This window comes from Fibrella aquatica (assembly GCF_041321135.1).
GTDB classification, from domain to species: Bacteria; Bacteroidota; Bacteroidia; order Cytophagales; family Spirosomataceae; genus Fibrella; species Fibrella aquatica.
Genome location: NZ_JBGGWF010000002.1, coordinates 588,789 through 604,046 on the forward strand (window position 1 = coordinate 588,789; position 15,258 = coordinate 604,046).

The window sequence follows — 15,258 nt, forward strand, 5'->3', positions numbered from 1 at the left end:
TTGCTCCGTTTATGCTGGCAAATCGTTCGGTCTTCTTTACGTAACTTCTACAGCTAGTCCCGGAAAGTAGTGGTTACCTCTTCATACATCTGAACGCCTGGTATATCCCGCACTCCTTTGGCTATATCGGCTTTTATAGCGGCCTCGTTGATCAGCCAATAGCCGTTGAGCACCAACGACGGATCAGTAATCCTGAACGTCCATTTAGTACGTACGCCTTTCGGCTTCTCCGGGGTCTCTACGTTGGCGGCCAGCCAGTCGGTTTGGCCTTTCTGGTCAACAATTCCCTGCTTTTGCGCCTCATCCAGTTGATGCTGACGTATGCGCATAACTTCCCGGTTGTAATGATCTACCGCTTCTTTCAGCGGTTGCATAGCTGCTACAATGGGTGCCGTTAACTGCTTTTCGAGTTCAATCCACTCGTGCTTTTGATGATCCAGCTCCCGGGTGATTTTAAGCCGCTCTTCGGCAACTAGTTTAATCAGTTCATTGCCCTGCGACACATGTTTGATTAAGGTTTCCTGTTGTTCGGGGGTGCCACAAAAAGCGGGTTGGCGGTTTAGAAAAGCGACGAAGTTGGTCAGAGACGTTTCTAACTTTTGTCTTTCGCCGTCTTCGATCAACGATAAACCGGTCGTTGTATTAGTTGGGATGCTCATAGGCCTAAAAACTATCACGAAGCCCAAATGTTGGCCACCTCAGTCCTATTTATCAGCCCCTAAACCTTTGAGTTAGCTTGCCGTTTATCATTCATCAATGTTTCCGATTTTCTCAAACAACTAACTTCACTAGACTCTCACATGAAAAGAACACCACTATTATGTTTATTGAGTACGTTGACGATGAGTTCGGTAAGTTGTATTCGCTCTGTGATGATGCCAGCGGAAACAGTCACTCTTTATACGCAATCAGGTTCGACTGATGCAACTGGAAATTCCGCCGATTCGATCACCATTTTTTTGTTAGAGCGTGATATACCTCCGGTTATCAAGCGCTTAGGCATTATCAATGTTGCTATCGATCCTGGAAAGAGTCGTGTGGACAAAACAGTAAAGACAGAACTACGCAAAAACGGCAAAAAGGTAGGCGCCAATGGGTCATATCGAATCAATGAAGGCTATTACCCTACAAATACCCAATCCAGCTTTTACGTCCCTTACTTGTTATTCAGGTATGAGTGATGATCCGTTTTGTCCGTGTTTTATCCGGTATTCCGTTCATGATATCTGACACGGAGATTGACTCAAAAAAGCAGCGATTAGCAACCTGTCCATTCCCTCACTTGTAACTGGATGCAGGCAAACGATTCAGACTACAGCGTGTATAGTTGCCAGTACCTATTAACTGACAACACCTTATTTAAATGAACGCTAGTAATAAGAATACGCCAGCCATGCTTCAGAATCCACTTACAAAATACCCGGCTCCACCCTACCCAACGACCGCGCAATCGACGCCAGGAACCGAAGGGAACATGGCACCCAAAGCCGATCATGGCGAAACCTCGTACCGGGGATCGGGAAAACTTACCGGCCGTAAAGCACTGATCACAGGCGGTGATTCGGGCATTGGACGTGCAGTAGCCATTGCCTTTGCTCGCGAAGGGGCCGATGTGGTTATTTCCTACCTGAACGAAGACGACGATGCCCGCGAAACGGCCAGGTACGTTGAAGAGGCCGGCCGCAGAGCCGTGTTGATTTCAGGCGATATCAGTCAGGAAGCGCATTGCTACACGTTGATTGAAACAGCCGTAGCCGAACTGGGTGGACTGGACATTTTGGTCAACAATGCAGCTTACCAGATGGCGCGCAAATCGATTCAGGATGTTTCGGCCGACGAACTGGACCATACGTTTCGGACCAACATTTTTGCGATGTTTCATCTTTGTAAGGCAGCCGAAGCGCATCTCAAGCCCGGCAGTACTGTGGTGAATACCACATCGGTAAATGCCTACAAGCCCAACCCGCAACTGCTCGCCTACGCAGCAACAAAAGCCGCTATTCAGAACTTTTCGGCCAATCTGGCGCAGGTATGGGCCGAAAAGGGGATTCGGGTTAACTGCGTAGCACCAGGGCCAGTCTGGACACCGCTGATTCCGTCGACCATGCCGCTTGAAAAGGCGCAGTCATTTGGAGAAGATTTACCCCTCAAACGCGCCGGACAACCGGCCGAGTTGGCGCCAATGTATGTGATGCTGGCCTCTGACGAGTCTAGTTTCATGACGGGTAGCACAGTGCAGGTAACCGGGGGTTCACCAACCATATAGTCGTTTCAACCTAACTCTGAGCTCGTGTCTATACATCGTCGCGAGTAAAACTTCTTTAAAGTTATGAATCAGGTTGTTAAACCGGGGTTGACGTTTACCGTTGCTCAGCGACCCACGGAATGGATTCATTTACATCCGTTCAAGACCGATCGTCGAACGCTGGGGGTTACCTTTCTGGCCAGTGGCAAGGCAAACGTGCTGGTCTGGGCACCACTAGCCTGTCAGCTATCAATTTGCATAGAGGGGGTTACAGACGCTATTTCTCTGGAAAAAGCGCCCTACGGCTACTGGCATCTGGTTACAGACCAGTTAAAGCCTGGCGACCTGTATCGGTTCAGAATTAATAATGAAACCACGCACCCTAGCCTGATCGGATCAGATGTGACCGGCCCTAACCTGTCAGATTCGGTACTGGAGCGCCCCGACCCGGCATCGTTGGCTCAACCTCAGGGCGTGCATGGCCCTTCGCAGGCCGTTGATACCGCCGCTTATTATTGGGAAGACGATTGCTGGGTAAACCCATCTCTGGCCAGCTATGTCATGTATGAAGTTCATACCGGCTCATTTTCAGCCGAGGGCACATTTTCAGGCATCGAAAAAAAACTGGATTACCTGAAAGAACTGGGCATCACGGCAATCGAGATCATGCCGGTTGCCCAGTTTTCAGGGGAGCGTAACTGGGGCTATGATGGGGTATACAGCTTTGCCGTTCAGCACAGTTATGGCGGTGCCAAAGCGTTGCAACATCTGGTAAATGCCTGCCATTACCGGGGTATTGCCGTGGTACTTGATGTGGTTTACAATCATTTTGGCCCGGAAGGAAATTACCTGACCGATTACGGACCATACCTGACCAACCAGTATGTTACACCATGGGGAAAGGCCGTTAATTTCGATGATACCTGGTGCGATGGTGTTCGACGGTACGTACTCGAAAATGCCCTGATGTGGTTCCGGGATTTTCATATCGACGCCCTTCGGCTCGATGCCATCCACGCTATTAAAGATTTTAGCCCGGTTCATATTCTGGCTGAACTTCGTGAGCAGGTGGATAAATTATCGGTTGAAACCGGTCGGCAGTACTACCTGATTGTTGAAAGTGACCTGAATGACCCGCGCGTAATTACGCCACTGGCAGAAAACGGGTTCGGCATGGACGCTCAGTGGAACGACGAATTTCATCATTCGTTACGGGTCAGCGGTGGCGAAGAGCAGGCAGGCTATTACGCTGATTTTGAACGCATTTACCACCTTGCCAAATCATACGTCGATGCATATGCTTACGACGGGCAATTCTCAACGGTTCGCCAAAAAAGAGTTGGGAGGAAGCTGGAGAAAGAGCGTTCGGGACATCAGTTCATCGTGTTTTCACAGAATCACGATCAGGTTGGTAACCGGGAAGGCGGCGAGCGGTCGAGTCAGCTGTTTAGCTTCGAGATGCTGAAGCTGATGGCCGGTGCTGTGTTGGTTAGTCCGTTCATTCCCCTGTTGTTCATGGGTGAAGAATGGGCAGAGACCAATCCTTTTTTCTACTTCGTCGATCACTCCGATCAGGAGCTAATCGATTCGGTACGCGAAGGTCGAAAGGATGAGTTTGCTGCTTTTTATTCGGGCGCCGACATGCCCGATCCGCAACGGCGGTCTACCTTCCGGCAAACCAGGCTACAATGGGAGTTGCCCCGTCAAAGACCTAACCAAACCCTGCTCCGGTACTATCAGCAGTTGATCTCGCTTCGGAAACAATTACCTGCTTTGCACGAACTGAGCCGTCAGCATATTCGGGTGGTTGCCGACGAAGAAAACCATACACTCCTCCTTCATCGCTGGGCGGGCGAGCAACACGTTTTGTGCCTGTTGAATTTTTCCGATCAACCTCAAACCCTTAGCCTGCCCGGCGACGGCGACTGGAAGATACTTCTCGACTCAGCTGATGAGGCCTGGCAAAAACCAGACAGTACTACGCGCAGTACTGCCGCAATGGCGGCACCCAGCGATAGTACTATCCAGCTACAGCCCGAATCGATCGTGATATATGGTCAAGGGAACGAAAATATGCACCTCATGCCACCTACTCCTTTTTCGGAAAGGCATTTCCAGGAGTAGGTGGCCGGGTGATTGGTTACACCGGGTAAAACCCGGTGTAACCTACAACGCTCCTTCCTTGATTTCATCTACCACGGCCGGATCGAGCAGCGTGGTTATATCGCCCAGGTTGGTGGTATCGCCCTCCGCGATTTTGCGCAGAATACGACGCATGATCTTACCGGAGCGCGTTTTAGGCAAGCCTGAAACAAACTGAATCTTGTCGGGCTTGGCAATGGGTCCGATCACCCGACTTACTGTGGCCAGAATATCGCGTTTGGTCAGGTCGGCATCGTGGTCGTCGGGGAACTGATCGGCAATCACATAGGCGTAGATTCCCTGGCCTTTAATGTCGTGCGGATAACCAACAACGGCACTTTCTACCACACCGGTGTGCATATTAATGGCGTTTTCCACCTCGGCGGTGCCAATACGATGGCCCGATACGTTCAGCACATCATCAACCCGGCCGGTAATGCGGTAATAGCCCTCTTCATCGCGCATACAGCCGTCGCCCGTGAAATACAGACCTGGGTACGTAGCGAAATAAGTCTGCCGACAGCGCTCATGGTCGCCGTAGGTAGTGCGGATAATACCTGGCCACGGAAACTTGATGCATAGGTTACCGCTGACGCCGTTTCCTTCGATTTCCTTCCCGTTTTCATCAACCAGAATGGGCTGCACGCCGGGTAAGGGCAGGGTGGCATATGATGGCTTGGTTTTCGTTACTCCCGCAATGGGTGAAATCAGAATACCTCCCGTTTCAGTCTGCCACCACGTATCCACAATCGGACAGCGGTTTTTACCGATGTTATCGTCGTACCAGTGCCAGGCTTCTTCGTTGATCGGTTCACCCACCGAACCCAACACTTTCAGGCTGCTGAGGTTTTTGTTTTTCACCCACTCCAGCCCAAAGCCCATCAGCGAACGAATGGCGGTTGGGGCGGTGTAGAGTACGTTCACCTCGTGTTTATCAACCACATCCCACATGCGGCCGGCATCAGGCCAGGTCGGTACGCCCTCGAACAGCAGGGTAGTAGCGCCACAGGCCAGCGGGCCGTAGACGATGTAGCTATGCCCCGTAATCCAGCCAATATCGGCCGTACAAAAGTGAACAGGAGCCCGCTCGCCCAGAGGAGCGTCGTACTGGAAAACATTCTGGAACGTGTAAGCCGTATAGACCATATACCCGCCGCAGGTATGCACCACGCCCTTGGGTTTACCCGTACTGCCAGACGTATACAGGATGAACAGCATGTCTTCTGCGTCCATTTCTTCAGCCGGGCAATCAGACGTAACCTGTTTCAGTTCCTGTTCCATCCACACATCACGGCCTTTCAACATGGCCACCGGTGTGCGGGTCCGGGTCATTACGATCACCCGTTCTACCGTTGGGCAGCCAATCAGGGCATCATCGACCGTACCTTTCAGCGAAATTTCTTTATTACCGCGGTAGGCACCATCCGCCGTGATGATGAGTTTACACTGGGCATCGTTGATCCGGTCGGCAATACTTTGTGCCGAAAAACCACCAAACACCACCGAGTGGATCGCACCGATACGGGCACAGGCCAACACGGCAATGGCTAGTTCGGGCACCATCGGCATGTAGATACAGATACGGTCACCTTTTACGACACCGTTCCGCTTCAGCACGTTGGCCATCCGGCATACCTGCTCGTGCAGCATCCGGTACGTCAGCGTTACGCCCAGTTCGGCGGGGTCGTTAGGCTCCCAGATCAGGGCAGGCTGATCACCACGGGTGGCTAGGTGACGATCCAGGCAGTTTTCGGTAATGTTCATCTTACCGCCCACAAACCACTTTATGCTGGGTTCGTCAAAATTCCACTGAAGCGTTTTGGTCCACGGTTTGCGCCACTGAAATTCCTGGGCAATTTCGGCCCAAAAGGCCTCTGGATCGTCAACGCTTTTCTGGTAAGCGGTTTGGTACTGTTCGTAGGTTTGGATACGCATGGGTAAAGGATGATTAATGGGTTTAAAAGTACGATCATCCACTGAGTTTACTTTTGATCGATCCTATCAAACTTGCTTATTTACTATAGACGATTTTATTGATTGTAGACATGAACCTAACAACGTACCTAGTCGGAGAAAGCTACGCCAACCTTGTTTTGTATCAGAATGGTCCTGAGTTCGTCAATAATGATGGGGTCATCAATGGTAGCCGGTACGCCGGTCAGTTCACCATCGGCCAATTGGCGAATCGTCTTTCGAAGAATTTTACCCGACCGTGTTTTCGGCAATCGTTTTACGACCAGCGCCGTGCGAAAACTGGCAACGGCGCCAATATTTTCACGAATGAGTGTCACCAGTTCACCCTCCAGTTGTTCGGCGGTGATCGGCTGCCCATCTTTCAACACCACAAGGCCAACCGGACGTTGTCCGCGCAGCGGGCAGGCAATACCCACCACCGCACATTCGGCCACGGCGGCATGCCCTCCCACAATTTCTTCCATCTCCCCTGTCGAGAGTCGGTGCCCTGCCACATTGATCACATCATCAACCCGACCCATGATGAATACGTACCCATCCTCGTCAACGTACCCCCCGTCACCGGTGAGGTAGTAACTCGGAAAACGACTCAGGTACGACTCCTTAAAGCGCGGCGTATCATTCCAGAGGGTAGGCAGACAACTGGGGGGCAGTGGCAGTTTCAGACACACATACCCTTCCTGATTAGCACCTAGTGGCTCGCCATCTTCGTCTAAAATCTGGAGATCGTAGCCACAAACTGGCTTTGTTGCCGAACCGGCTTTTACCGGCATTGGCTCGATTCCCAGTTGATTGGCCACCATAGCCCAGCCCGATTCGGTCTGCCACCAGTGATCAATTACGGGTACGTTCAGGGTATCCTGTAACCAACTCAACGTAGACGGATCGCAGCGTTCACCCGCCACAAAAAGGGCGCGCAACGACGACAAATCGTATGCCTGGCGTAAACTGGCTTCCGGGTCTTCTTTACGAACGGCCCGAAAAGCAGTGGGTGCAGTGAAGAACGTGCTCACCTTATGTTGGGCGATTACCCGCCAGAACGTACCGGCATCGGGCGTGCGAACGGGTTTGCCTTCAAACAAGATGGTAGTACATCCGTAGAGCAGGGGCGCGTACACGATGTAGCTGTGGCCCACCGCCCAGCCCAGGTCTGACGCGGCCCAGAAAACGTCGCCGGGACGGGCATTATACACGGCTTCCATGCTGTAGGCCATGGCCACGGCGTGCCCGCCGTTATCGCGTACGATGCCTTTGGGTTTACCCGTTGTACCGGATGTATACAGAACATACAACGGATCGGTTGCCAGCACTGGAACCGGCTCTGCCGGCGTTGCGTGTACCAGCAGACTGGCCCAGTCATGATCGCGGTGGGCGTAGAGTTCGGCATGGCATTGCGGGCGCTGCAGAATAACGCAGTGCTCAGGCTGGTGATTGGCTAAACCAAGTGCGGCATCGAGCAGTGGTTTGTAAGGCACGGTTTTGTCGAACTCGATGCCGCAACTGGCCGAAAGCACCACCACCGGACGTACATCGTTGATGCGAACGGCCAACTCGGGGGGCGCAAAACCGCCAAACACCACCGAATGCACCGCCCCCAGACGCGCGCAGGCCAGCATGGCAAATACTGCTTCGGGCACCATCGGCATGTATATCACAACGGTACTCCCTTTTTCTACGCCCAACTGACGCAACATACCCGCCAGTTTAGCTACTTCATCACGCAATGCCAGATAGCTATAGGAACGTACCTGACCAGTCACCGGCGAATCGTAAATCAGCGCGGGTTGGTTGGTCCGGCCGTTTTCTACGTGGAAGTCGACCGCCGCGTAGCAGGTATTCAATTCGCCACCGGCATACCAGCGCGTCAGGCCTTCGTCATCTGTAGTCAGAATCTGGGCCGGCTCAAGATACCACGGAATACGCAACGCCTGTTCACGCCAAAATCCGGCCGGATCAGCTAGGCTTCGATGGTGTTGCAGGGCGTATGGTTCGGTGGTAGTCATGGCGATTGATCAATTTTCGGCGATCAGGCCGTTTATTTTTTGCACTAGTTCGCGGGTCGAAAACGGTTTGGCCAGATACAGGTCGGCCCCGGCATCGTAGCCCGCCCGAACATCGGCTTCTTTACTCTTGGCGCTGAGAAAAATCACCTTCATCGATTTATAAGCCGATTCAGCCCTTACGTGACGGCACAATTCCAGTCCGTTCATGCGGGGCATCATCACATCGAGCAGCAATACGTCGGGTTTTTCCTGCTGAATAAGGTCATACGCTTCCTGACCATCGCGGGCAATGAATACGCGGTGACCTTCTTTTTTCATTAGAAATTCGAGCGACAACAAGATGTTTGGTTCGTCGTCGGCAATTACAATCTTTGTCATGGTTCGAGTGTGCTGATGCGGTCACGGGCGGTGCTTTCGGCGGAGGCTATTGGTATCTGAAACGAAAAAGTAGCTCCCTGCCCTGGCTCACTGATCAGGCTAATATGTCCGCCGTGAAGTTCGACAATTCGTTTTGTAATGGCCAACCCCAAGCCACTTCCCGATGGTTTAGAGAGTGAATTGGCACCACCATTGGCCACTCCCTGCTGTGCCTGACGGAATTTTTCAAAGATCAGATCATGGTACTTCGGATCAATACCCACGCCGTTATCCGTGACGCTGACCTGACAAACACCCGGCTCACACTCGGAACGTACCCGGACGGCCCCACCCGACGAGGGGGCAAACTTTATGGCATTAGCCAGCAAGTTGATTAATGCCTGCATCAGCCGATCGCGGTCAACAAAAACGCTGACTGCCGTGCAGTTCAGGTACGTTTCAAGCCGAACAGCTTTTTCCGTGGCCAGGGGTTTTACGGCCTCAATGGCATCGCTAATCAGCTCATCCATACCTGTTTCCTGCTGTACAAACCGGTATTGTCCCGACTCCATCCGTTCAAGATCGAGCACCTGATTGATCAATCGTGTCAGCCGTTCTGACTCTTTGATCACCGTGCCCAGAAAATGTTGTTGGGTGTCTCGTTCCATGTCGGGCGTATCGTACATCAGCTCGACCAGCGCCCGGATCGACGTGATTGGGGTACGGATTTCATGGGTAACGGTCGAGATGAAATCATCTTTTTGCCGATCAGCCGCTTTTAGTTGCTCGTTAGCCTCGCTGAGTTCATTCGTTAAACGGTGTAATTCTTTATTGACAGAAACCAGCGCCTGTGATTCTTTCAGGATCTGAATCACCTCATTGCTGGCAATGGGGTCTTCTTTGGCTACCGATGCCACCGCAATCCGGGCCGACGCCGTACCGATAGCCCCCGACAGCACACGTTCTGTATAGGCGACAATTCGTGGGTCGGCGGCAACCTGTTGCTCGTTGATTCGGTTGCGACGGGCGTATCGTTTCAGCACTTTGTGCGCGTGTTCGGCTCCAAAAAAGGAAGTGAGCAGCCCCCGCAGATCACTCAATTTTGCCTGCCCTTTCCACACCACCTGATTATCCCGCCCTTCAGCGCCATAATCAAAAACATTAACAAACAACTCAGCCTGTTGCTGCTCCAGGGCAGGTTGCAAACGGCTTAGTGAGCCCCATACGTACCCAACGGCGTTGACCAGCAACGACCAAAACACCGCGTGGGCCGTGGAATCCAGTTCAGTTAAGCCCATCAACGCCTGTGGGTTGAGCCAGCCAAGTCCGGCCGGGCCAATAGTCAACCACGAGGCGGGCACCCAGCCAACCGGTACCAGCGTTGGAATGATGAGCGTGTAGGCCCAAATAAGTGCCCCGGCTACCAGACCGGTTATAGCCCCTGTTTTGGATCCCCTTTTCCAGAACAGGCCACCCAACATGGCGGGTGTGAACTGGGCAATAGCGACAAAGGAAATAGTGCCGACCGATACCAGCGAAAAGTGGCTCGATACACTACGATAGTACCAATAGGCCAGCAGCAGCAACGACAAAATCGCGATTCGACGCACGTTGATCACAAACCGGCTCGACGCGGTGCCGAACCAGACATGCCAGCGCGGCGCACCCACCAGCAAAGGCATCACCACGTTGTTGGAAATCATAACGCTGAGGGCAATCGTTTCCACGATAATCATACTGCTTGCCGCCGAAAATCCGCCCAGATACGCCAGTAACGCCAGCCCTTTCTGCCCGTTTTGAAGCGGCAGGGTTAGCACGTACCCGTCGGCATCGAACGTGGCGGCATTAAGCAGCAGTTTCCCCCCAAAAGCAACCGGAAAAACGAATAAATTGATGAGCAACATATAGAGCGGGAACAGCCACATGGCTTTGCTCACATGCCGTTCGTCGCTATTTTCTACCACCGCCACCTGAAACTGACGGGGTAAAAACACGATGGCAATGGCCGACAAGAGGGAGTACCAGAACCAATCGCCCGTGGTATGGCCTGGCCCGGTTGTAAATTCGGCTTTAAGAGCAGGTTGTGTACTCGCCTGTCTGAAGATATCGGCAGGGCCATCGAATAATCCGAAGGTGACAAAAATACCCACGGCCAGAAAGGCAACGAGTTTCACGATGGATTCGAAAGCAACGGCGGTGACAAGTCCTTCGTGGCGCTCAGTAGCTTCTAGCTTTCGGGTGCCAAACAAAATGGTAAACATGCCCAGCACCAGTGTGATGTAGAAGGCCTTATCGTAGAAAAACCACGAAGTACCGGCGGCTTCTGCCTGTCCGGTGAGCACACTGAAGCTACCGGCAATAGCTTTCAGTTGAATCGAGATATAGGGAATAAGACCGATGACACAGATAGCCGTGACCAGCACGCCCAGTGTACGATTTTTGCCGTAGCGGGCCGAAATAAAATCGGCGATACTGGTGATGCGTTGCCCGTTACAGATGCGAATCATTTTTCGCAGGAGAATCCACCAGAGCGGGGCCGTAATGGTGGGGCCAACATACATGGCCAGAAACTCAAGCCCTTCGGAGGCGGCACGGCCTACGCTGCCGTAAAACGTCCAGGCAGTGCAGTAAACGGCCAGTGAAAGGGCGTAGATGTAAGGGTTGTTGGCAACACTGCGCTTTGTTCGACCCCGGTGTTCGGCCCAGTAGGCCACCGCAAACAGCAGGCTCAGATAGCCCAGCGAGCAAAGCAGGAGCGCGAGATTACTCATGAGTCGGCGCAGACTCAGTGGCGTGCCGCGTTACGTGCAACACCCAGGCGGTGGACCCAATTGCAAGCGCCCATACCAACAGTACATACATGAACAGCATGGGCACGCCCCAGATCAGCACCGGCCGGTCAACGATCGAGATGATCGGTTCATTTACGAGAAGAACAAACAGCACACAGATACAGACTAAGCGCGTGGTTCTCATAAGATTCAGACGGTGGAAGGGAAATAAAAAAGGTCGGAACCCGAACTGACCCCAATCAGCACGAGCCCCGAACCTAACTGACAATTTACTCTTCGTTATACTCGCCCTGCAGGGCGTAAAGTCCGAAACGGACCAGACCACCTACGATGATGGGTAAAAGCACAAACAAGATGATAATACCAAATACCAGATCATCTGATTTGCCAGATGCCAGCTTGGGAATGCCAAAAAACATGACACCATAGTACCCGCAAAGGGCGGCCAAAGCCAGCCAAACAATGCCTAAATAACGCCGAACTGCGTCCATAATATAGATTGGTTTAAAAAGGTGAAGGGTGAAGGGTGGGTAGTGAGGGGTGAGGGTGAAGGGTGGAGAGTGAGGGGTGAGTCAGCATTCACTCCTCGCCCTTCACCAATTCACTCTCCACCCTTCACCCTTCGCTAATCCACAACTCTGCGTGAGCTGCTGATATAAACCAGACCAATGGCCAGACTAACGCCTGTAATGATGATTGGGTACCAGAGCCCTTCCAGATAAGGGGCTGCATAAGGAAGCACACTGCCCACTTTTTCGGCGGCCACGTTGGCTTCTTTTGCCCCGGTGGCCAGGTACGTTGCCACGGCAGGTAGCAGTCCACCAAATACGCCATTACCAATGTGATAAGGCAGCGACATCGATGTATAGCGGATTTTTGTCGGGAACATTTCGACCAGGAAAGCGGCGATTGGTCCGTACACCATGGTTACGAAAATAACCTGAATAAATACCAGCCAGATCAGCGACCACCGGTCGGTGTCATTGATGGCTACGGTTTTCTTAACTTCTGGTTTTGCGGGTTCAGCAGCCGGGTCGGCAGCAATTTTTGTCTTGGTTACCTGCGTCAGTTTTGTTCCGTCGGTGTATTCCTTATTCACCGTCACGGTCTTGATCTGCCCCCCTTCCACTTTCGGGTCCGGCACCGTTTTCTCGTCTGTCGTCATGTTACCCACTACCTCCTGCTTATTGGCCAGGTTCGTGGTCTGGTACATTCTTTCGTAAATAGTGCGGTACGACAGAATGGCCACCAGCATACCCGCCATCATGATGCCTTTGCGGCCAATACGGTCAGAAAGCCAGCCGAACAAGACGAAGAAAGGCGTACCCATCAGCAGGGCAATGGCCATAAGTTCGTCTGATTGCAGGGCATCGACGTTACATACGGTTTTAATAAAACTCATGGCGTAGAACTGTCCCGTGTACCACACAACACCCTGCCCCATGGTGGCACCAAACAGCGCTAGCAACACGAACTTGAAGTTGTATTTGTTACCAAAACTCTCTTTCAGCGGATTCGTAGAGGCCTTCCCTTCAGCTTTCACCTTAGCGAAAAGGGGTGACTCGTGCATGTTTTTCCGAATGATGTATGAAATGAACACCATGATGATCGACACCAGGAAAGGCACCCGCCAGCCCCAATCGTCGAAAGCCTCTTTCGAGAGCGATTTACGGGTGATCAGAATCACGAGCAGCGATACAAACAGACCAACCGTGGCCGTGGTTTGAATCCACGACGTCCAGAAACCCCGTTTGTCGGCGGGCGAGTGTTCGGCTACGTAGGTTGCCGCTCCCCCATATTCACCGCCGAGTGCCAGGCCCTGTAATAAGCGTAGAATCAGAACCAGCAGCGGTGCCCAGAAACCAATGGTCTCGTAGGCCGGAATAAGACCAATCAGGAAAGTAGCGCCGCCCATCAGCATGAGCGTGACCATGAAGGTGTATTTCCGGCCAATAAGATCACCCAGGCGACCGAAGAACAAGGCTCCGAACGGCCGAACTACGAAACCAGCGGCAAACGTGGCCAACGTCGACAGAAAAGCTGCCGTTGGGTTTCCTTCAGGAAAGAATTTGGTAGAGAGTACCACGGCCAGTGAGCCGAAGATGTAGAAGTCGTACCACTCAATGAGTGTACCTACCGATGAGGCCCCGATCACACTGATCAGCGACCGCGTGCTGGTGGTTTTGGGACTGATAGATTCTGTTGTCATGCGTAGTTAAATTGTAGAAGAGGTATAGGGGTTGATTGATTGGTTAACGGGTTCGGTTTTAGAGGTAGATCTGTGCCTGCAAGACAAATTCACCTTTGTTTTCGCTGATCGTGTTCCGATCGGTATAGACAGGACGCAGTGAATATTGCGGTGTAATTTTGGCGTGATGACCATCCAGATAGAAATTACAGCCGATGTCATAATAGCTGCCGGTTTTGCCCAGCGCATCCAGGTCTTTCATGGTGTAAGCGGCAAATGGCTGAATCCGCATGGCTGGTTTTTCGCTGGTTTTGGGCAAGAGCAACCCGGCCTGCGTGTACCAGATGTTACCTGTCCCCATCAAGGCCCGCGCGTTACCCGGACCAGCCAGAGCCCGCTTATCGGCAAAAGCAGGATCAGCAGCTCCAGGATTCATGATCCCTGCATTCCGTAAGTAGTTCGGACCGAAATCATACCTATACAATGTGCTGTAGGCGGTCACGGCTACGTTTTTATCCTTGTTGCCAATGGGCATATCGGCAAATACGTCAATAGCATACAGGTTGATATTGTGCGACGTATTCTTACCACCACTGAATGAGCGGGTGCCGTCGGGTTGTGAATAAAAACCAGCCCCGATGTTGAACACCCGTTTGGTGCCCACATACGTACCCACCTTGAAAGGCAGCAGGTTTGCTTCTGAATCGAGGAACTGATATTCGAAGTAACCGCCATACGACATTTTACTGATGCCGTTATTGTCGACCGCTACGTCTGGTACCGGCGTGTTGGCTGCCCCACTTGTGGGAATGGGCAGGTTCGTAGCAAATGGTTTGTTGTAGTTGACCCGGTATTCAAGCTTACCCAGTTTCCCTTTTGCGTAGATACCAAACAGACGGGCAAACTGATCCGAGTTTTCGATGAGTGGCCAGTTGAAAATAGGCGCGTCAATGGCAAGGAAGTTGAGCGTACTGGCCGATGTCATGCGCGAAATACCGTGCCAGTAATGCAACCCGGCCCCCAGATACAGTGTATTCTTAACGGCGGTGCCATCGGCTTTTTTACCCGACTGAACTACTGCATACTCATTCCAGACATCGTGAAAAAATAGACCCGGTTTTTTGCCCTGACCGTACCCGCCCGTACCGCTAGTACCGGCCGCGCCACCGTTAATAAACGTCTGGTTATTTATGCCAATGTGCGTTAGAATGAGATAGCGGGGCGAAATTTGGGCGTAGGCCAGCATACGCAGCCGCCGCGCTCCAATGTCGGTCAAGTTTTCGGTAGGTACGCCATTGACCATCGTGCCCGGATTCATTTCCATCGACCGTAGCCAGAACTGATTCCAAACGATGAAACGAACATACTTACTGCCTTCAGGGTTAAGATTCACTTTTAAGCCGGATCCGTAATCAGACGACCCTTGCGCCGAGAGCCGATGACTGGCCAGAAAAAGACCACAGCATGCCAGGAATAAGGTAAAACGAGTTACTTGCATTAGGTTATAGGTTTAGGTGAAGCACAGAGGCAAAGCACAATAAATTCTATAACCAGTAC

General features: G+C 52.2%; 12 protein-coding genes. 3 read left to right on the plus strand and 9 right to left on the minus strand.

Features of this window, described 5'->3' with window-relative positions:
• Positions 1-53: 53 nt before the first annotated feature.
• Positions 54-659 carry a hypothetical protein gene (locus tag ACAW87_RS06285; RefSeq protein ID WP_370722308.1) on the minus strand — a complete coding sequence of 202 codons (606 nt, stop codon included), beginning with the start codon at positions 657-659 and terminating at the stop codon, positions 54-56.
• A gap of 141 nt (positions 660-800) precedes the next feature.
• Here ACAW87_RS06285 and ACAW87_RS06290 point away from each other — a divergent pair, with 141 nt between their 5' ends.
• From ACAW87_RS06290 to treZ, 3 genes are all read left to right on the plus strand, one after another.
• A complete protein-coding gene (locus ACAW87_RS06290) occupies positions 801-1,181 on the plus strand; it encodes a hypothetical protein (RefSeq protein WP_370722310.1) in 381 nt (126 codons plus the stop codon).
• Positions 1,182-1,363: 182 nt separating this feature from the next.
• Positions 1,364-2,266 carry an SDR family oxidoreductase gene (locus tag ACAW87_RS06295; RefSeq protein WP_370722311.1) on the plus strand — a complete coding sequence of 301 codons (903 nt, stop codon included), beginning with the start codon at positions 1,364-1,366 and terminating at the stop codon, positions 2,264-2,266.
• A gap of 63 nt (positions 2,267-2,329) precedes the next feature.
• Positions 2,330-4,369, plus strand: coding sequence for a malto-oligosyltrehalose trehalohydrolase (treZ, locus tag ACAW87_RS06300; protein WP_370722313.1), 2,040 nt, complete (start codon positions 2,330-2,332; stop codon positions 4,367-4,369).
• Positions 4,370-4,411: 42 nt separating this feature from the next.
• Here treZ and acs read toward each other — a convergent pair whose 3' ends face one another.
• From acs to ACAW87_RS06340, 8 genes are all read right to left on the minus strand, one after another.
• Positions 4,412-6,322 (minus strand): acetate--CoA ligase, encoded by a 1,911-nt coding sequence (gene acs, locus ACAW87_RS06305; RefSeq protein WP_370722315.1) that lies wholly within the window; start codon positions 6,320-6,322, stop codon positions 4,412-4,414.
• A gap of 128 nt (positions 6,323-6,450) precedes the next feature.
• Positions 6,451-8,364, minus strand: a complete 1,914-nt coding sequence (locus ACAW87_RS06310; protein ID WP_370722316.1) for a propionyl-CoA synthetase — start codon at positions 8,362-8,364, stop codon at positions 6,451-6,453.
• 9 nt (positions 8,365-8,373) lie between these two features.
• On the minus strand, positions 8,374-8,742 hold the full coding sequence (locus tag ACAW87_RS06315; protein WP_370722318.1) for a response regulator transcription factor: 369 nt from the start codon (positions 8,740-8,742) through the stop codon (positions 8,374-8,376).
• The gene (locus tag ACAW87_RS06320; RefSeq protein WP_370722319.1) at positions 8,739-11,492 is read right to left on the minus strand and encodes an ATP-binding protein; all 2,754 of its coding nucleotides are present in this window, start codon (positions 11,490-11,492) and stop codon (positions 8,739-8,741) included. Before ACAW87_RS06320 ends, ACAW87_RS06315 begins: the two co-directional genes overlap by 4 nt.
• The gene (locus ACAW87_RS06325; protein ID WP_370722320.1) at positions 11,485-11,697 is read right to left on the minus strand and encodes a hypothetical protein; all 213 of its coding nucleotides are present in this window, start codon (positions 11,695-11,697) and stop codon (positions 11,485-11,487) included. Before ACAW87_RS06325 ends, ACAW87_RS06320 begins: the two co-directional genes overlap by 8 nt.
• A gap of 85 nt (positions 11,698-11,782) precedes the next feature.
• Positions 11,783-12,004, minus strand: coding sequence for a DUF6814 family protein (locus ACAW87_RS06330; RefSeq protein ID WP_370722322.1), 222 nt, complete (start codon positions 12,002-12,004; stop codon positions 11,783-11,785).
• A 134-nt stretch (positions 12,005-12,138) separates the two neighbouring features.
• Positions 12,139-13,722, minus strand: coding sequence for an MFS transporter (locus tag ACAW87_RS06335; protein ID WP_370722323.1), 1,584 nt, complete (start codon positions 13,720-13,722; stop codon positions 12,139-12,141).
• Positions 13,723-13,780: 58 nt separating this feature from the next.
• Positions 13,781-15,199, minus strand: a complete 1,419-nt coding sequence (locus ACAW87_RS06340) for a porin (RefSeq protein WP_370722325.1) — start codon at positions 15,197-15,199, stop codon at positions 13,781-13,783.
• Between the last annotated feature and the right edge of the window lie 59 nt (positions 15,200-15,258).